The sequence below is a fragment of the Streptomyces sp. NPDC021622 genome (assembly GCF_040640795.1).
GTDB lineage: Bacteria > Actinomycetota > Actinomycetes > Streptomycetales > Streptomycetaceae > Streptomyces.
On sequence record NZ_JBFACK010000009.1, the window covers coordinates 169,052 to 187,718 of the forward strand.

Consider the following 18,667-nt stretch of genomic DNA (forward strand, 5'->3'; position numbering starts at 1 on the left):
TCCATTGCTTCGGGCACGTTCTCGGGGAGAGCTGTGGGCACGAAACCGGCTGATGGCCGGTTATGTCCTGCTGGTCGCCGCCCTCACCGCGGCCTATCTGAGCCTTCCCGACCTGCGTGCCCCGCTCTGGGCGCTCATCGGTCTCGGCGGCGCTGCCGCCGTGCTCACGGGCGTGCGCGTGCACCGTCCCGCGCACCGCTGGCCGTGGTGGGTGCTCGCCGCCGGTCTGCTCACCTTCGCCGCCGGTGACACGTACTACAACGTGGTCGAGGAGTATCTGCACGCCTCCAACCCGTTTCCCTCCCCCGCCGACGCCCTGTACCTGGCGACGTATCCGCTGTTCGCCGCGGGGCTCTTCGGGCTCGTCCGCTACCGCTGGGTGGGCCGCGACCTGCCGAGCCTGCTCGACGCGCTGATCTTCACCGGCGGCCTCGCGCTGCCCGTCTGGGTCTTTCTCGTCCAGCCGCTCACCGAGGTCGAGGGCCTGACCTGGGCGCAGCGCGCGATCAGCATCGCCTACCCGCTGGGCGACGTGCTGGTCCTCGCGCTCCTTGCCGGGATGCTCACCCCCGGCTCCGTGTCAGGCCACAACCGCTGCGTTCAGCTGCTCGCCGTCGGCACCGTCACGCTGCTCGGCTTCGACATCGCGTACGGAATTCTGCAGCTCAACGGGTTGTGGCAGACCGGCACCCCGCTCGACCTCGGCTGGATCGTCTTCTACACGGCCTGGGGGCTCGCGGCGCTGCATCCGTCGATGGTGGAACTGACCGCGTACGCGCATCAGCGCAAGTCCCTGCTCCCGCCGCCGCACCGGCTCGCGCTGCTCGCCCTCGCCACCCTGATCGCCCCGGCCGTGCTGCTCGCCGAGGGGCTCGCGGGCAGGGCCCATGACGCGCCCGTGATCGCCGCGTTCTCCGGTGCGCTGTTCCTCCTGGTGATCTTCCGGCTCGCCGGGATGGTCGTGGCACACCGCAGGGCCGTGGACCGTGAGCTTGCGCTGCGTACCGCTGCCTCCTCCCTGGTGTCGGCGGTCAGGCCCGAGGAGATCGCGGAGACCTGCGACGGGGCGGTCACCGCGCTGTCCGCGCCCGATGTCCGCACGGCCACCCTGCTGCCCGGCACCGACGGATCTCCCTCGGCACTGCCCACCGAACTCGCCCTGGACCGCGCCCATCTGGTGCCCGTCGCCGAGCTCGGCCCCGACATCACCACCCGCTTCGGGGCGCCCGAGAGCGCCCTGGTGTGCCCCATGATCCAGCGCGACCGTCCCGCGGGTGACGCGCCGCCCGGTGTGCTGATCGCGGCGGGCCCCGAGCGCCAACTGACGGAGATCTGGGGCTCCTTGGAGATCCTCGCCTCGCACGCGGGCCTCGCCATGGAGCGCATCGCGCTGCGCCAGGAGATCATCCGCCGGGAGAGCGAGGCGTACTTCCGCACGCTGGTGCGCAACGCGTCGGACGTCATCCTGATCGTCGACGACGACGACACCGTGCGGTACGCGAGTCCGTCCGCCGCGGTCGTGTTCGGGGCCGCCCGGCTGATCGGGACGACACTGCCCGAGCTGGTCGACCAGCGCGACCGGCGCCGCGCGGGGCGGGTGCTGCGGGCCCTGCGCGACGGCGGGCAGCGCGAACCCCACGACTACTGGTGGATGCGGCGCGACACCGGGCGCGTCGAGGTGGAGGTGCGCTGCAGCGATCTGCGCGACGACCCGACGGTCCGGGGCCTTGTCGTCACCCTGCGGGACGTGACCGAGCAGCGTCAGCTGGAGCACGAGCTCACCCAGCGGGCCTTCCACGACGCGCTGACCGGTCTGCCCAACCGGACGCTGCTCCTGGAGCGGATCGAGCGCGCGCTGCTGCGTGGCAACCGCGAGTCGACCCTCACCTGTGTGCTCTTCATCGACCTCGACGACTTCAAGGTCGTCAACGACACGATGGGGCACTCCGTCGGCGACCGGCTGCTCGCCGCCGTCGGCTCCCGGCTCGCGCAGTCGCTGCGCCGCAGCGACACCGCGGCCCGGCTCGGCGGCGACGAGTTCGCGGTGCTCATGGAGGACGCGAAGAAGCCCGCCGACGCCGAGATCCTGGCCGCTCAGGTGGTGCAGGCGCTCAGCCGGCCCTTCCATCTGCCCGGCGCCACGGTGAGCGCGTCGGCGAGCGTCGGCGTGGCCACGGCCGCGGACAGCTCCGGCGCCGAGGAGCTGCTCGCCCACGCCGACCTGGCCCTGTACGCCGCCAAGGCCGCAGGGAAGCGCCAGTGGCGCCGCTTCCGGCCACGCCTTCACGTACGGATGCTGGAGCGGCACGACCTGCAGGCGAGCCTGGAGCGGGCGATCGCCGACGAGGAGTTCGCGCTGCGCTACCAGCCCGTCGTGGACATCTCGGCCAACGGCCATCGGGCCGGCGAACCGAACGGGCATCCCCCCGAGATCGTCGGCTTCGAGGCCCTCGCCCGCTGGCCGCATCCCCAGCGGGGTCTGGTGCCGCCGCAGCAGTTCATCCCGCTCGCCGAGGAGACCGGCCACATCGCGCCGCTGGGCGCCTGGGTGCTCGCCAACGCCACCGCCGACATCGTCGCCCTGCAGCAGACGGTGGCGGCCGCATCGGCCGCGCCCTATCTCAGCGTCAACGTCTCCGCGCGGCAGTTCCGCGACACGGGCTTCCTCGACGACGTGCGCAAGGCGCTGCGGACGCCCGGACTCGCCGCGGGGTCACTGCAGTTGGAGCTCACCGAGTCGGTGCTGATGCGGCGGGACGGCCAGATCCAGGCGGTCATGGAGGCGCTCAAGGACCTCGGGGTGCGCATCGCGGTCGACGACTTCGGTACGGGATTCTCCTCGCTGCGGTATCTGCGGGAGTTCCCCATCGACGTACTGAAGATCGACAAGTCCTTCATCGACGGCATCGCCGACGACACCCGGCAGGTCGCCCTCGTCGAGGGCATCGTCCACCTCGCCGACACGCTGGGCCTTCAGGTCATCGCCGAGGGCATCGAGGATCCCGTGCAGCGCGACCTGCTCGCGGGGATGGGCTGCCGGTTCGGGCAGGGGTATCTCTTCGCGCGCCCGCTGACGGCGGAGCAGGGCGAACGAATGCTCCGGGGTGCCGCCGGAAGCCGATGCCGGGGCACGGGGAGCGCCCGTGCCGCGCCGACCGCCCCGGCTGCCGTCCCCGCCGCCCCCGTCCGGTCCGCACCGGTCCCGGCCAAGCCGCTCGCCCCCGCGAGGGAGAACGCCATGAGCCGGGCGGATGCCGAGCCCCTGGACATGCGGCACGACCCGCGCTGGGGCGATCTCGACGAGCTGCGGCGGACCAGTCCGATGAGCGACGCCGTCCTGGACGAGGTGCGCGGCAGGCACATCCGCAGCGGAGAACACTGGCTGATCGACTTCGCGTCCTGCAACTATCTGGGCTTCGACTGCGACCCGGAGATCATCGGGGCCATCGAACCCGCCGTACGCCGCTGGGGCACGCACCCCAGCTGGTCACGCCTCATCGGCAGCCCCCGGCTCTACCCGGAGATCGAGGAACGGCTCGCCGCGCTGCTCGGGGCGCCCGACACGCTGCTCCTGCCGACGGCGACGCTGATCCACGCCTCGGTGATCCCGGTCCTCGCGGACAAGGGCCATGTCTTCGTCGAGGCGGCGGCCCACCGCACGGTGTACGACGGCTGTGTGGCGGCCCGCGCCCAGGGCGCGACGCTGCGGCGGTTCCACGCCGAGCGGCCGGACGAACTGGCCGCCGAACTGCGGGCGCTGCCCGCGGGAGCGGCGCGCCTCGTCTGCCTGGACGGCGTCAACAGCATGAGCGGGAACATCGCCGACGTCCCCGAACTGGCCGGTATCTGCCGGGACTTGGACGCCACGCTGTACATCGACGACACGCATGGCTTCGGTGTGATCGGGGAGCGCGGGGCGAACGAGCCGTGCCCCTACGGGCTGCGCGGCAACAGCGTCGTGCGGCACACGGGCGAGACGTACGACGGTGTCGTGCTCGTCGGCGGCTTCTCCAAGGCGTACTCATCGCTGCTCGCCTTTCTCGCGCTGCCGTCGTGGCTCAAGGACCACCTGAAGGTCACGGCGGCCCCGTATCTGTACTCCGGGCCATCGCCGACGGCCTCCCTGGCCACCGCGCTCGCCGGCCTGGAGGTCAACGACCGGCGCGGCGACGCCATCCGCGCCGATCTGCACCGCAAGACCGTCCGGGTGCTCGATCACGTGGCGGCGCTCGGCGTGCAGACGCTCAACTCCGATCAGCTGCCGATCGTGGAGATCCCCCTGCAGAACGCCGACGACCTGGACGCGGTCGGCCGTTTCCTGTGGGAGCAGGGCATCTATGTGACGCTGGCGGCCTATCCGCTCGTGCCGCGCGACCGGGTCGGTTTCCGCGTACAGCTCACGGCCCTCAACTCCGACGAGGACATCGATCGCCTGGGCACGGCGCTGACCCTTCTTTCCGAGCGGTTTCCGCTCCGTCCGGCGGGGTGAGGCGGCATGGCGCCCACCCGCAACGACGACGTGGACTGGGACAGCTGGCCCGTCCAGGACTATCTCGGCGAGAACTACCGCGAGCTGCATCCATCCGACGCCGCGGTGATCGCCCATCACTCCGCCTTCTACCGGCAGTTCGCCCCGGTAAGCGCCGCCCGCTCCCTGGAGTTCGGGGCCGGGCCCAATCTTTATCCGCTCATGCTCGCCGCCGCCGCGAGCCGCCGGATCGACGCCGTGGAGGCGAGCGCGGCGGGCGTCGCCTATCTGACCCGGCAGCTCGAACAGCCGCCGGACGCCAGCTGGTCGCCGTTCTACGAGCTGTGCCGCAGCCTCAACCCCGGCCTGCCCCCGAGCCTGCCGGAGGCCCTGACGCGCGTACGCGTGGTGCACGGCGACATCCGGGCGCTCACGCCCGGCGGCTACGACATCGCGTCGATGAACTTCGTCGCCGAGGGAGTCACCGAGGACTTCACGGAGTTCACCGACTTCTGCCACCGCTTCGTGCGCTCCGTCGGCCCCGGCGGGCACCTGGTCGCCGCGTTCATGGAGAACATGCCCACCTACCGCATCGGCCCCGCATCGCGCTGGCCCGGCTGCCCGGTGGACCCGGACGTCGTCACGGAGGTGTTCGCGCCGCTGACGCGGCGGCTCGTCGTCACCCGGATCGACGCCGATCCGACGCTGCCCGACTACGGCGACTCCGGCATGGTGCTCCTGACGGCCGTCCGCGGCCCCTCGTGAGCGCCCGCGTCACGCAGGGCGAAGGCCGTCTCCACCAGCGAGATATGGCTGAACGCCTGGGGCGCGTTGCCCAGTTGGCGCCGGCATCCGGGGTCCCACTGCTCGGCGAGCAGGCCCACGTCGTTGCGGACGTCCAGGACGCGCTCGAAGGTCTCCCGGGCCTCTTCGAGCCTGCCGGTCGCCGCCAGCGCGTCGGCGTACCAGAGGGAACACGCCACGAACGTGCCCTCGGATCCGCGCATGCCGTCCACGCCGTGCACACCGCTGCCGTTGTGCGCGTACCGCCGTACGAAGCCGTTGTCGTCAAGGGCCCGCATCGCGAGGACGGTGTCGCGCACCCGCGGGTCGTCGGCCGGCAGGAAGCCGACCTTGGGGATCAGCAGCGCCGATGCGTCCAGGGCGGGCGAGCCGTAGGACTGGGTGAACGACCGGAGCCCGGCGTCCCACCCCTCGCGGCACACCTCCTGGTGCACGGCGTCGCGCATGGCCGTCCACTGCGGCGCGCGTTCGTTCCTGCCGAGCAGTTCGCCCATGCGCAGGGCACGGTCGGCGGCGACCCACGACATGACCTTGGAGTGCACGAACTGCCGCCTGGCGCCGCGCACTTCCCACAGTCCCTGGTCCGGCTCGCGCCAGTGCTCTTGCAGGTAGCGCATCAGGGAATTCACCAGGCTCCACATGTGGGGTTCCATCGGGATCCCGGCGCGCAGCGACAGACAGAGCGTGTCGAGGACCTCGCCGTACACGTCGAGCTGAAGCTGGGTCACCGCGGCGTTCCCGAAGCGGACGGGCCGCGAACCCTCGTAGCCGGGCAGCCATGGCGCCTCGGCCTCCGGCAGCAGCCGCTGTCCGCCGAGGCCGTACACCGCCTGCAGATCCGCGGGGTCGCCCGCGATCGCCCGCACCAGCCAGTCGAGCCAGGCCGTCGCCTCGTCCCGGTAGCCGCTGCGCAGCAGACAGGACAGCGTCAGCGTGGAGTCGCGCAGCCAGCAGAACCGGTAGTCCCAGTTGCGCTCGCCGCCGACGCACTCGGGCAGCGAGGTGGTCGGCGCGGCGACGACGCCGCCCGTGGGCGCGTAGGTGAGCGCCTTGAGCGTGATCAGCGAGCGGGTGACGGCCTCCCGCCAGGGGCCCTGGTAGCGGCATCGCGCGGTCCAGCGCCGCCAGAAGTCGCTGGTCGCCTTCAGCGCGGTCTCGGCGGGCACACGGAGCGGTCCGGGCGGCTCCGGCACATGCGAAGGCGCCCACGCCAGCTGCAGGGTGAGGCGCTGGCCCGCCGTGACGGTGAAGTCGATGATCGTCGGGTCGGCGTCACCCTGGGTCGTCACGGGGCCGTCGGCGCTCACCCAGAGCGAGTCGGGCCCCGCGACGGCGACCGTGCAGTGCTCCTCGGCCCGCACCCAGGGGACGATCCGGCCCTGGTTGAACCGCGGCCGCAGTTCGCTGCGCATCGCCACGGCGCCCGACAGACCCTCGACCACGCGCACGACACACGGCAGTTGGGCACGCGGCGGCATGAAGTCCGTGACGCGTACGGAACCGGTCGGGAGCTCCCAGTAGGAGTCCATGACGAGGGTGTCCTGGCGGTAGGCCCGCCGCGTGCACGCTCCCGCGCCGCTGGGGGAGATCCGCCAGAAGCCGTTGTCGCCCGTGCCGAGCAGGGCGGCGAAACAGGCCGGGGAGTCGAAGCGGGGCAGGCAGAGCCAGTCGATCGACCCGTCCCTGCCGAGCATGGCAGCGGTCTCCAGGTCACTGATGAGGGCGTAGTCCTCGATACGGGCATTCATGATCGAGTTACGCCATCGTGCACTTGCCGCCCTTCTATTGTACGGCTCGCTGCTCACGGGCCGGTCCGCGGGCTACGCGGTCGCGGCGCTGGTCACGGGCGGGGGGGGCTGCTGCGGGTACGGGACGCGTGAGGAGCGGGCTGCGTATACAGTCACCACCGATCAGCTCCGCATGCGTACACCCGCATGCGTACACCCGCATCCGTACATCCGTATTCGTGCACCTGAAAGACCCGCACCATGGCCGTCGACGAACTCGACACCCGCATCCTGCGGCTGCTCCTGGAGCAGCCGCGCACCAGTGTCCGTGAGTACGCGCGCGTACTCGGCGTCGCCCGCGGCACCCTGCAGGCCCGGCTCGACCGTCTGGAGCGGGACGGTGTGATCACCGGGACCGGTCCCTCGCTCTCCCCCGCCGCGCTCGGCCACCCGGTCCTCGCCTTCGTGCACATCGAGGTCACCCAGGGGCATCTGGACGAGGTGGGCGACGCACTGGCCGCGGTGCCCGAGATCATCGAGGCCTTCTCGATCACCGGCGGCGGCGATCTGCTGACCCGCGTGGTCGCCCGCGACAACGGCCACCTGGAGGACGTCATCCAGCAGCTGATCCAGCTGCCGGGCGTGGTGCGCACCCGTACCGAGATGGCGCTGCGCGAGCGTGTGCCGAGCCGGCTGCTCCCGCTGGTCGAGTCGATCGGGCGGACCGCGGCCGCGCAGCGGTGAGCTGGGCCTTTGGCATCCTTGACGGCATGAGCACCTTCGGCGGCCCTCTCGGCGGCACCTCGGTCATCTTCGATCTCGACGGCACGCTCGTGGACAGCGAGCCCAATTACTACGAGGCGTCGCGCGCGCTGCTCGCCGAGCACGGCGTCGAGTACACCTGGGCGGACAACGAGGCCTACGTCGGCATCGGCACCCAGGAGACCCTCGCCACCTGGCAGGACCGCTACGGCATCGACGTACCGGTCGCCGAGCTGCTCGCCGAACTCGACCGCCGCTATCTCGCCCTGGCCCGCGCGGACACCCACGTCTTCCCCGAGATGCGCAAGCTGGTGGAGCAGCTGCACGGCGCCGGGGTGCCGATGGCCGTGGCGTCCGGCTCCTCGCGGGCGGCGATCGACGCGATCCTCTCCGGTACGGGCCTGGACGCCCAGCTGACCACCGTGATCTCCGCGGACGAGGTCGCGCACGGCAAGCCCGCCCCCGACGTCTTCCTCGCCGCGGCGGCCCTCTTGGGCGCGGACCCCGCCGACTGCGTGGTCCTGGAGGACGCCGCTCCGGGCGCGACGGCGGCGCACGCCGCCGGCATGCGCTGCATCGCGATCCCCTACGTCGCCGCCCACGCGGACGCCCCCGCCTTCGCTTCGGCGGGGCTGCTGCTGCGGGGCGGACAGAGCGAGTTCACGGCGCAGGCCGCGCTCGACTTCCTCAGCGGCCTCGACGACCTCAGCGACGCGTCGCGGCCCGTTCCGCAAGCTCCGTCTTCTTGATCTTGCCGGTGGCGGTCAACGGCAGTTCGTCGAGGAGCTCTATGCCGGGCACCTTGTACGTCGCCATGGCACCGGCCGCCCACTCGCGCAGCTCCTGAGCGGTGAGGGCGCTGCCCTCGACGGTGCGCACGTACGCGTAGGGACGCTGGCCCGCCGCCGCGTCCGGGACGGCGACGACGGCCGCCGCCAGGACGTCCGGGTGCCGGGCGAGCAGCGTCTCGACCTCGGCGGGGAAGACGCTCATGCCCTTCACCTTGATCATGTCCTTGTCGCGGCCCAGGTAGTGCAGACAGCCGTCCTCGTCGAGGCGGCCGATGTCGCCGGTGTGCAGCCAGCCGTCGCGCAGCGCCGCAGCCGTCGCCTCGGGGGCACGCCAGTAGCGGGTCAGGAGCGAGGGGCCCCGGACGATGATCTCGCCGGGGTCGCCGATCGGCAGCGGCTCGCCGGTCTCGAAGTCGACGATCAGGACGTCGGTGCCGGGGACGGGAAGACCGCAGAAGGTCGCGTCGCCCGCCAGGTCGTGGTCACCGTCCTGGAAGCCGACCGTGCTGGTGTCGCTGGTGTGGGTCTCGGTCATGCCGTACGAGGCCTCGCGCAGCACGCTGTCGTCGCCGACGGCCGCGCGCCAGCGGGCACGCAGCTCGGGGCTGAGCTTGCGGATGAAGGACACGGTGAGCGGGGCGGTCAGCGAGCTGAGGTCGTGGCGTGCGAAGTCCGGGTGGGAGAGGAGTTCGAGGTAGTTCTCGACCGTTCCGGCCATGGTGGTGACCCGGTGCCGCTCGATCGACGCGAGCACGGCGGCCGGGTCCCAGCGGGGCAGCAGCACGCTCGTGCCGCCGGAGACGAGCGGGGCGAGGATGCCGAGGTTCTCCCCCGCGATCCAGAACACCGGCAGGAAGCAGAGGGAGACGATGCCGTCGTCGGACGGCTGCGGGCCGCGGCTGTTGTCGATGGCGGTGGCCGTGTAGATCATGTGGCGCTGGGTGTGCTCGCAGCCCTTGGGCATTCCGGTGGTGCCGCCGGTGTAGTTGAGGGCGGCGAGGGCGTCCAGATCGTCGGCGATGCGCCCGAGCGGTGGATGCCCGACGGCGGCGCCCCAGGCGTCGGCGTCGTCGGCCACCAGGACGCCGCGCACCGCGGTCTCCGCGCGTACCTCGTCGAGCAGGCCCGTGAGCGAGCTGTGCGTGATGACGATCTCCGGGCCCGCGTCGCGCAGTTCATGGCTCAGCTCCGCCGCGCGGAACATCGGGTTGACCGGTACGTGCACGGCTCCGGCCCGCAGCACGGCGAGCATTGCGATCACGAACTGCGGGCAGTTGGGCAGCTGCACGCCCACCCGGTCGCCGGCCCGCACGCCCCGCGCGTCGAGCCAGCCCGCCAACCGGCCGGTGAGGTCGTCGAGTTGGCGGTACGTGAACGTCTCATCCCCGAAGACGAGCGCGGGCCTGTCCGGCGCGGCCTGCGCCCAGTGCCGCACGTAGCCGGGCACGGTGCGTGTCCCCGCGCGGTGCTCCGCCGTGTCCGCCTGCCGGCCCCGCCTGGCGTCGGCCTGACGAGCACGCAGGTCGCTCAACTGGTCTTCGCGGTTCAAGGGGCTGCGCATGGGGCCGTGCATCGGACTGCGCATGGGGCTTGGCATGGGCGGCTCCTCAACGTTGGGGATCGGCTCCGAGCAGGTGCAGGAACATGGCGGTGACGTCGCGCACGGCCGCGTCGTACGTCGTGGGGTCGGCCGCGGCGAGCCGGGCGAACTCGATGCTCATGCCGCCGACCGCGCGGGCGACGGCGAGCGGATCGGCGACCGGGGCTGCCCTGCCCTCGGCCACCAGGCGGCGGATGTAACGGGCCGAGCGGTGGACCGGCCGCTCCTGGGTCTCCGCCCACAGTGCGCGTACGTCGTCGTCGAGCTGCGCCTGCTGCTCCAACAGCCTGAGCAGCGGCAGGTGTTCGGCGTACGCGGCGATGAAGGCGGCGGTGGAGGCGTGGCAGATCTCGCGGGCGTCGTCCCGGTCGACGCCCGGCACGTCCTGCGCGGCGAGGAACGCGTCGCGCACCCGCGCCGCCAGGACACGGAAGATCTCCTCCTTGGAGGCGAAGTAGACGTAGAAGCCCGCCCGCGAGACCTCCGCCTCGGCCGTGATGTCGGCGATGGTCGTCGGGCCGTAGCCGCGTCGCGCGAAGACGGCCTCCGCGGCGTCCAGGAGCCGCCCGCGGGCGGGGGCGTCGCTGCGGTCGCGTGCGGTGCGGGTCGCCCAGGGCTGTTGATTGCGTGCCACGCGGCGAGCATATTGACGTTGACGCCAATGTCAATGAGCATGGCGGCGCCCCCTCGGGGGACCGGACATCTCAGGAGGGCTTCATGGGTTCTGCCGCCGTGCTCGTCGCCAATCGCGGGGAGATCGCCGTCCGCGTCCTGCAAGCGGCGGCGGAGGCCGGGCTGCGCACCGTCGCGGTGTACGCGGCGGACGAGGCCACCGCGCGCCACGTCCAACTGGCCGACGAGGCCGAGCCGTTGGGCAGCTCGGGACCTGCCGCCTATCTGGACGCGGAGGCCGTCGTCGCCGCGGCCCGGCGCTCCGGGTGCGACCTCGTGCATCCCGGCTACGGCTTCCTGAGCGAGGACGCGGAGTTCGCCGCGCGGTGCGCGGACGCCGGGCTGCGGTTCGTGGGGCCGTCCCCCGAGGTGCTCGGTCTGTTCGGCGACAAGGCACGCGCGCGTGCACTCGCGGTCAGCCTCGGGGTGCCGGTCCTCGCGGGCACGCAGGGGCCCACGACGCTGCCCGATGCCGCCGGCTTCCTCGCCGGGCTCGGCCCTTCGGGCGCGGTGATGGTGAAGGCGCTCGGCGGGGGCGGCGGCCGCGGCATGCGTTCCGTGCACCGTCCTGCCGACCTGGCGGACGCCTGGGAGCGCTGCCGTTCGGAGGCGCTGCAGGGCTTCGGGCGCGAGGAGCTGTACGTCGAGGAACTCCTGACCGGCGCCCGCCACATCGAGGTGCAGATCATCGGCGACGCGACCGGCGAGGTCAGCCACCTCTGGGAGCGCGACTGCAGCGCCCAGCGCCGGCACCAGAAGCTCATCGAGATCGCCCCCGCGCCCGGCCTCTCCCCCGCGGTCCGCGAGAAACTGATCGACGCCGCCCTGCGGATGGCCCGCGCGTGCGGCTACACGGGCCTCGGCACCTTCGAATTCCTGCTCCAGGGCGAGGAGTTCCACTTCATCGAGGCGAACCCGCGCCTCCAAGTCGAGCACACGGTCACCGAGGAGGTGACGGGCGTCGACCTGGTCACGGCCCAACTGCGCCTGGCGGCAGGCGCATCACTGGCGTCGCTCGGCCTGGCAGGACCGCCGCCCGAGCCGCGCGGATTCGCCGTACAGGCCCGCGTCAACGCCGAGTCCCTGGCCGCCGACGGCACGGCGCTGCCCTCGACCGGCACGCTCACCCGCTTCGACGTGCCGACGGGTGCGGGCATCCGCGTGGACACCGCGGCCCGCACCGGGGCGGAGGTCGGGGCGCGCTACGACTCGCTCATCGCGAAGGTCATCGCCCATGTTCCGCAAGGGGGCTTCGCCGCGGCCTGCGAGCGCGCGTCGCGCGCGCTCGCCGCCTTCGCCGTCGAGGGCGTACGCACGGGAATCCCACTGCTGCGGGCGCTGCTCGCCCACCCGGGCTTCACGGCGGGCGGCGCCCACACGGCCTTCGTCCAGGAGCACATCGCGGAGCTGCTGCCGCAGACGCCCGCGGAAGCCGGCGGCGGCGCGACGGTCGCCGCCCCCATGACGGGCACGGTCGTCACCGTCGACGTCGCCGTGGGCGAACAGGTGGCGGCGGGCCGGCAGTTGCTCGTCCTCGAGGCGATGAAGATGGAGCATGTCGTGCGCGCGGGCGCCCCCGGCACCGTGACCGCCGTGCACGCGCGCGTGGGCGACACGACAGCGGAGGGCCGCCCCCTGGTGACGGTCGAGGCATCGACGACAGGCGAGGCGAGCGACTTGGCCACCGAGGAGACCGCCGACCCCGACGCCATCCGCCCCGACCTCGCCGAGACCCTGGCCCGGCACGCGGTCGGGCTTGACGCGCAACGCCCCGAAGCCGTCGCCAAACGCCACAGCATCGGGCGGCGCACGGCCCGCGAGAACATCGAGGACCTCTGCGACACGGGCACCTTCACGGAGTACGGCGCGCTGGCGATCGCCGCCCAGCGCCGCCGCCGCTCCCTCGACGACCTGATCGCCTCGACGCCCGCCGATGGCATGGTCACCGGCACGGGGCGGATCGACGGCGTGCGGTGCGTGGCGATGTCGTACGACTACACGGTGCTCGCCGGCACGCAGGGCCTGCAGAACCACCGCAAGACCGACCGGATGCTGCAACTGGCCGCGGAACGGCGCCTTCCGGTGGTGCTGTTCGCGGAGGGCGGCGGCGGCCGCCCCGGCGACACCGACACGACGTCCGTCGCCGGACTCGACGTGATGACGTTCCATCAGATGGGGCGGCTGAGCGGACAGGTCCCCCTGGTGGGCGTCGCGTCGGGACGCTGCTTCGCGGGCAACGCGGCGCTGCTCGGCTGCTGCGACGTGGTGATCGCGACGCCGGAGGCGAGCATCGGCATGGGCGGCCCCGCGATGATCGAGGGCGGCGGTCTGGGTGTGTTCCGCCCCGAGGAGGTCGGCCCGCTGTCGGTCCAGGTGCCGAACGGCGTCGTGGACATCGCCGTGGCCGACGAGGCGGAGGCGGTGCACGTGGCACGCACGTACCTCGCGTACTTCACGTACGACCAAGGGGCGGGCGGCAGTTGGGAATCTCCTGACCCGCGGCTGCTGCGGCACGCGGTCCCGGAGAACCGGCGCCGCGCCTACGACGTACGGGCCGCGATCGACGGCATCGCCGACACGGACTCCGTCCTGGAGCTGCGGCGCGGCTTCGGCGTCGGCATCATCATGGCGCTCGTCCGCGTCGAGGGCCGCCCGATGGGCCTGCTCGCCAACAACCCCGGCCATCTGGGCGGCGCGATCGACCGCGAAGCGGCGGACAAGGCCGAGCGCTTCCTGCGCCTGTGCGACGCGTTCGGTCTTCCTGTCCTCTCACTCTGCGACACACCGGGCTTCATGGTGGGCCCGGACGCCGAACGGACCGCGACCGTAAGGCACTTCTCCCGGCTCTTCGTGACGGGCGCCCAGCTCCGCGTGCCCCTGGTCGGCCTGGTCCTGCGCAAGGCGTACGGGCTCGGCGCGATGGCCATGATGGGCGGCTCGACGCGGGCGCCCGTGGCGACGGCCGCCTGGCCGAGCGGGGAGTTCGGCGGGATGGGCCTGGAGGGCGCGGTGCGGCTCGGCTACCGCAAGGAGCTTGCGGCGATCGACGATCCCGCCGAGCGGGAGCGGGTGTTCGAGGCGCACGTCGCCGAGCTGTACGAGCACGGCAAGGCGGTGAACGCGGCGGCGGCCCTGGAGATCGACGCGGTCATCGACCCGGCGGACTCACGGCGGTGGATCCTCGCGGCGCTTGACGGCGGGGCGGGGCGGCCGGACGGGGGCGCATGACTCGACGACCGTCCGGCGGCCGCGCACGGATCAGGACACGGCTCAGGACACAGCTCAGGACACGGATCAGGACTGGGGACGCTTACCGTGGTTGGCCGCGTGCTTGCGGCGTGACTTCTTCTTGCGGCGTCGCTTCGAGGACATGACGTTCCCCTCTACTCGGTGGGCACCCGTCTACTCGATGGGCACCCGATAGGGCATTTGACCGCTTTCCACCGTTCCACACCGATACGTCACCGGCGACCGCAGCTGCCCCGCGAAACTTGCCTCGGGATACGATCTCTCTGCCATGCAGATGAATGCCAAATACACCAGTCTCGTCGCGGTCGGCGACTCCTTCACCGAGGGCATGTCGGACCGGCTGCCCGACGGCAGCTACCGCGGCTGGGCGGATCTGCTCGCCGCGCGGATGGCCGCCGCGTCGCCCGGTTTCCGCTACGCGAACCTCGCCGTGCGCGGGAAGCTCATCGGGCAGATCGTGGACGAGCAGGTGGACGTCGCCGCCGCGATGCGCCCCGATGTGATCACCCTGGTGGGCGGGCTCAACGACACCCTGCGGCCCAAGTGCGACATGGTCCGGGTCCGCGACCTCCTCGGACAGGCCGTCGAGCGCCTGGCCCCGGCGTGCGAGCAGCTCGTCCTGATGCGCAGCCCGGGACGGAACGGCCCCGTGATGGAGCGTTTCCGCCCGCGCATGGAGGAGCTCTTCGCGTACGTCGACGAGCTGGCGGCGCGGCATGACGCGGTCGTCGTGGACCTGTACGGAGCGGCCGTGCTCGGCGACCGGCGACTCTGGGACGTGGACCGGCTGCACCTGACGGCCGAGGGCCACCGGCGGGTCGCCGAGGCGGTCTGGCAGACGCTCGGCCACACCCCCGAGGACGACTGGCAGTCGGCCCTGCCCGCCACCGCACCGCCGAACTGGACCGCCCGCCGTGTGGCCGACGCCCGGTTCGCCAGGCAGCACCTCGCCCCATGGATCGCCCGCCGCCTCACGGGCCGCTCCTCCGGCGACGGCATGCCACCCAAGCGCCCCGACCTGCTTCCGTACGAGGGCCCGCTCGCGTAGTCACACAGCGAATGGCTGAACTTCACGGCACCGCCGCGCGCCCGTTCGTCACGCAGGTGTACGGGCGTTGAAAGTACTGAAATGCGATTTCGACAGGTTACCGATTCATCGACAGCGCCTGGCCTCACGTCGCCAAGCCGCAGAACGGTGCTCGGTCTCAGCGGTGTGGTGCTTGCGACAGCAGCGCTCGGCGGCCCAAAGGCCCTTGCCGCCGGCCGGGACAACCCCCCGGACGTTCTGGGCGATCGCTTCAACCTGGCCGACCCCGGCGCCCGCCTGATCCACGAGAAGACGCTGCATCACGCGACGGTGATGCAGTCCTTCGCCTTCGACGAGCTCCACGGGCACGTCTACGCGCTCCAGGTAGTCCCCAGCGAGATCCAGCTCCCGGGCGAATCGCGCACCTACAGCCATGCCGAGCGGCAGGCTGCCGGCGACCTGTGCCTGAACCGGCTGTCGATGCGCGGCGAGGTGCTGGGCCGGATGTACCTCAAGGGCTTCGGGCACGGCACCGCGATCAGCGTGGACAGCTCCCGCAGCATCAGGGGCGGATCCGTCATGCTGTGGGTCGAGTGCGACGCCAACCCGGCCTCCGGGTTCGGGCGCGCGATCGGCCGCTTCCCGTACGCCGAGAACGCCGTGCTGGACAGCGCCGACCGCCGTGTGACCGTCTACCGCCCGCACCCCGGGTCGACCGCCAACTGCGCCGCCCTCGACCTGAACAACCGCCGTCTGCTGCTGCGCCACGGGCTCCCCGAGCGCCGTCGCTACGCGCTCTACAACCTGGACACCTTCACTGCCGGGGTCTTCAGGCCGCTGATCGACTTCGCCCAGCCGGGCATGGACCTCGGCCTGCCCTTTCAGGGCATGGCACTGGACGGCGACTACGCGTACCAGTTGATGGGCTCCGGCCGCGACGCCAGCAGCTCCTCGGAGTCGGACAACACGGTGCTGCTGCACTGCATCGACCTGCGCACGGGGGCGGTGGTGCAGGAGCACAAGTCCCAGGCCGGTCACCTGCTCACGCACCGCGAGCCCGAGGGCCTTGCCGTGCTGCACGGGCCCCGGGCGAGCGAACCGCAGCTGTGCATGGGCTTCGCCTCGGGCCCGGAAGGCGGACGGAAGTTCTCCCTCTACGGCCTGCCCACCCTGTAGCAATGGCGCCCACCTCTCGTAGCTTCCGACAAACCAGGCCGTGGCGCTGGCCTGCACGAACGGCCAGTAGAATCCGTACACGTGACTGCGCCTGCAAAGCCCCGTATCCCGAACGTCCTCGCCGGGCGTTACGCCTCCGCCGAGCTCGCCACCCTCTGGTCGCCCGAGCAGAAGGTGAAGCTGGAGCGTCAGCTCTGGCTCGCCGTGCTGCGTGCCCAGCAGGATCTGGGGATCGAGGTGCCGGACGCCGCCCTCGCCGACTACGAGCGTGTCATCGACGATGTCGACCTCGCCTCGATCGCCGAGCGCGAGAAGGTCACGCGCCATGACGTGAAGGCCCGCATCGAGGAGTTCAACGCGCTCGCCGGGCACGAGCAGGTCCACAAGGGCATGACCTCGCGCGACCTCACCGAGAACGTGGAGCAGCTGCAGATCCGGCTCTCCCTGGAGCTGGTGCGCGACCGCACGGTCGCCGTGCTCGCGCGGCTCGGGAAGCTGTCCGGTGAGTACGCCGAGCTGGTCATGGCCGGCCGCTCGCACAACGTCGCCGCGCAGGCGACGACCCTGGGCAAGCGCTTCGCGACGGCCGCCGACGAGCTGCTCGTCGCCTACCGCCGCGTCGACGACCTGCTGCGCCGCTACCCGCTGCGCGGCATCAAGGGCCCCGTCGGCACCGCACAGGACATGCTCGACCTGCTCGGCGGCGACGCCGACAAGCTCACCGAGCTCGAGCAGCGGATCGCCGGGCACCTCGGCTTCGACCGCGCGTTCACCTCGGTCGGCCAGGTCTACCCGCGGTCCCTCGACTACGAGGTCGTCACCGCGCTTGTCCAGCTCGCCGCCGGGCCCTCCTCCCTGGCCAAGACCATCCGGCTCATGGCCGGGCACGAGCTCGTCACCGAGGGCTTCAAGCCGGGGCAGGTCGGCTCGTCCGCGATGCCGCACAAGATGAACACCCGCTCCTGCGAGCGCGTCAACGGCCTCACCGTCATCCTGCGCGGCTACGCGTCGATGACCGGCGAGCTGGCGGGCGACCAGTGGAACGAGGGCGACGTCTCCTGCTCCGTCGTACGCCGGGTCGCGCTGCCCGACGCGTTCTTCGCCCTGGATGGTCTGCTCGAGACCTTCCTGACGGTCCTCGACGAGTTCGGCGCCTTCCCGGCCGTCGTGGCGCGCGAGCTGGACCGCTACCTCCCCTTCCTCGCCACCACCAAGGTCCTGATGGCCTCGGTGCGCGCGGGCGTCGGCCGCGAGGAGGCCCACGAGGCCATCAAGGAGAACGCGGTCGCCTCCGCGCTCGCCATGCGCGAGCAGGGCGCCGAGCGCAACGAGCTGCTTGACAAGCTCGCCGCGGACGAGCGGATTCCGCTGAACCGTGCCGAGTTGGACGCCCTCATGGCGGACAAGCTGTCGTTCACCGGTGCGGCGAGCGATCAGGTCTCCGTGGTTGTGGCGCAGATCGAGGCGCTTGTGAAGGAGCACCCCGAGGCCGCCGGTTACACGCCGGGGGCGATTCTCTAGGTACCTGGGGGCTCAGCGCGATTCGCCGTGCGTATCTGCGGGTGCGTCGTGGCTGGTCGCGCGGTTTCCCGCGCCCCTTCGGGGCGCTCGCCTGCGCATCCGCAGTACGACGAAGGCCAGCACCGCCAGTGCGGCCGCGGCCAGGACGCCCTTGGAGTACAGGCCGACCAGGTCGGTGACCTGGTGCCAGCGGGTGCCGAGGGCGTGGCCGACGAGGATGAAGACGGCGTTCCAGATGAGGCTGCCCGCGGTCGTCAGGGCGAGGAATACGGGCAGCCGCATCCGTTCCACGCCCGCCGGCACCGAGATCATGCTGCGGAAGACCGGGATCATCCGGCCGAAGAGGACCGCCTTGGTGCCGTGCCGCTGGAACCACGCCTCCGTGCGGTCGATGTCGGAGGCCTTCAGCAGGGGAAGGCGGGCGGCAATCGCCACCGTGCGGTCGCGGCCCAGCAGCGCGCCGATCGCGTAGAGCGCCAGCGCACCGACCACCGAGCCCGCCGTCGTCCAGAGCAGCACCTCGACGATGCTGAACCTGCCCTGGCTCGCGGCGAATCCGGCGAGCGGCAGGATCACCTCGCTCGGCAGCGGCGGGAACAGGTTCTCCAAGGCGATGGCCGCTCCCGCCCCGACGGCGCCCATGGAGTCCATGAGATCGGCGGCCCAGCCCGCGACGCCGCCGGTGGGCGCCTCGTTCGCGGCGATGGTCGTTCGGTACGTCGCTGCGTACACGGAGTCTTCGTACGCGGAATCGAGGATCATGCCCTTGACGCTACGAAACCCCTGGTGCGCGGCGGTATGCGGGCGACCGCAGACCCTCCCTGCGGTGGACCGCAGCCGAACCGTGTGGTTTTCCGCAGTCCGCGCCGC

General features: G+C 71.9%; 12 protein-coding genes. 8 read left to right on the plus strand and 4 right to left on the minus strand.

Going from position 1 to position 18,667, the window contains the following annotated elements:
• Window positions 1-52: 52 nt before the first annotated feature.
• A complete protein-coding gene (locus AB0G47_RS19700) occupies window positions 53-4,489 on the plus strand; it encodes an aminotransferase class I/II-fold pyridoxal phosphate-dependent enzyme (protein ID WP_360771285.1) in 4,437 nt (1,478 codons plus the stop codon).
• A gap of 6 nt (window positions 4,490-4,495) precedes the next feature.
• Window positions 4,496-5,233 carry a class I SAM-dependent methyltransferase gene (locus AB0G47_RS19705; protein ID WP_360771288.1) on the plus strand — a complete coding sequence of 246 codons (738 nt, stop codon included), beginning with the start codon at window positions 4,496-4,498 and terminating at the stop codon, window positions 5,231-5,233.
• Here the strand turns inward: AB0G47_RS19705 and AB0G47_RS19710 are convergent.
• Window positions 5,182-7,020 carry a glycoside hydrolase family 15 protein gene (locus AB0G47_RS19710; protein WP_360771291.1) on the minus strand — a complete coding sequence of 613 codons (1,839 nt, stop codon included), beginning with the start codon at window positions 7,018-7,020 and terminating at the stop codon, window positions 5,182-5,184. The genes AB0G47_RS19705 and AB0G47_RS19710 overlap by 52 nt on opposite strands.
• Window positions 7,021-7,260: 240 nt before the next feature.
• Here AB0G47_RS19710 and AB0G47_RS19715 point away from each other — a divergent pair, with 240 nt between their 5' ends.
• Both AB0G47_RS19715 and AB0G47_RS19720 read left to right on the plus strand, forming a co-directional pair.
• Window positions 7,261-7,743, plus strand: a complete 483-nt coding sequence (locus AB0G47_RS19715; protein ID WP_266869311.1) for an Lrp/AsnC family transcriptional regulator — start codon at window positions 7,261-7,263, stop codon at window positions 7,741-7,743.
• Between the two features lie 26 nt (window positions 7,744-7,769).
• Entirely contained in the window at window positions 7,770-8,510 is a 741-nt protein-coding gene (locus AB0G47_RS19720; protein WP_360771293.1) for an HAD family phosphatase, read from the plus strand.
• Here the strand turns inward: AB0G47_RS19720 and AB0G47_RS19725 are convergent.
• On the minus strand, window positions 8,467-10,149 hold the full coding sequence (locus tag AB0G47_RS19725) for an AMP-binding protein (RefSeq protein ID WP_360771296.1): 1,683 nt from the start codon (window positions 10,147-10,149) through the stop codon (window positions 8,467-8,469). The genes AB0G47_RS19720 and AB0G47_RS19725 overlap by 44 nt on opposite strands.
• Before the next feature lie 10 nt (window positions 10,150-10,159).
• Window positions 10,160-10,786, minus strand: a complete 627-nt coding sequence (locus AB0G47_RS19730) for a helix-turn-helix domain-containing protein (protein WP_360771299.1) — start codon at window positions 10,784-10,786, stop codon at window positions 10,160-10,162.
• An 83-nt stretch (window positions 10,787-10,869) separates the two neighbouring features.
• On the opposite strand from AB0G47_RS19730, the gene AB0G47_RS19735 reads away from it, so the two are divergent.
• From AB0G47_RS19735 to purB, 4 genes are all read left to right on the plus strand, one after another.
• Window positions 10,870-14,052 (plus strand): carboxyl transferase domain-containing protein, encoded by a 3,183-nt coding sequence (locus tag AB0G47_RS19735; protein WP_360771302.1) that lies wholly within the window; start codon window positions 10,870-10,872, stop codon window positions 14,050-14,052.
• A 289-nt stretch (window positions 14,053-14,341) separates the two neighbouring features.
• Window positions 14,342-15,121, plus strand: a complete 780-nt coding sequence (locus tag AB0G47_RS19740; protein ID WP_360771305.1) for an SGNH/GDSL hydrolase family protein — start codon at window positions 14,342-14,344, stop codon at window positions 15,119-15,121.
• Window positions 15,122-15,268: 147 nt separating this feature from the next.
• Entirely contained in the window at window positions 15,269-16,276 is a 1,008-nt protein-coding gene (locus AB0G47_RS19745; protein ID WP_360771308.1) for a teichoic acid biosynthesis protein C, read from the plus strand.
• Window positions 16,277-16,357: 81 nt separating this feature from the next.
• Complete coding sequence (gene purB, locus AB0G47_RS19750; protein ID WP_360771311.1) at window positions 16,358-17,797, plus strand: adenylosuccinate lyase; 1,440 nt, start codon at window positions 16,358-16,360, stop codon at window positions 17,795-17,797.
• Window positions 17,798-17,809: 12 nt separating this feature from the next.
• Here the strand turns inward: purB and AB0G47_RS19755 are convergent, their stop codons facing one another.
• Window positions 17,810-18,448, minus strand: a complete 639-nt coding sequence (locus AB0G47_RS19755; protein WP_360771684.1) for a DedA family protein — start codon at window positions 18,446-18,448, stop codon at window positions 17,810-17,812.
• Between the last annotated feature and the right edge of the window lie 219 nt (window positions 18,449-18,667).

Excerpts from the sequence above, each read along its gene's own strand:
- AB0G47_RS19715 (WP_266869311.1), top strand. The coding sequence starts at position 7,261 with ATGGCCGTCGACGAACTCGACACCCGCATCCTGCGGCTGCTCCTGGAG.
- AB0G47_RS19710 (WP_360771291.1), bottom strand. The coding sequence starts at position 7,020 with ATGAATGCCCGTATCGAGGACTACGCCCTCATCAGTGACCTGGAGACC.
- AB0G47_RS19720 (WP_360771293.1), top strand. The coding sequence starts at position 7,770 with ATGAGCACCTTCGGCGGCCCTCTCGGCGGCACCTCGGTCATCTTCGAT.
- AB0G47_RS19735 (WP_360771302.1), top strand. The coding sequence starts at position 10,870 with ATGGGTTCTGCCGCCGTGCTCGTCGCCAATCGCGGGGAGATCGCCGTC.
- AB0G47_RS19705 (WP_360771288.1), top strand. The coding sequence starts at position 4,496 with ATGGCGCCCACCCGCAACGACGACGTGGACTGGGACAGCTGGCCCGTC.
- AB0G47_RS19740 (WP_360771305.1), top strand. The coding sequence starts at position 14,342 with ATGCAGATGAATGCCAAATACACCAGTCTCGTCGCGGTCGGCGACTCC.
- AB0G47_RS19725 (WP_360771296.1), bottom strand. The coding sequence starts at position 10,149 with ATGCCAAGCCCCATGCGCAGTCCGATGCACGGCCCCATGCGCAGCCCC.
- AB0G47_RS19755 (WP_360771684.1), bottom strand. The coding sequence starts at position 18,448 with ATGGACTCCATGGGCGCCGTCGGGGCGGGAGCGGCCATCGCCTTGGAG.
- AB0G47_RS19700 (WP_360771285.1), top strand. The coding sequence starts at position 53 with ATGGCCGGTTATGTCCTGCTGGTCGCCGCCCTCACCGCGGCCTATCTG.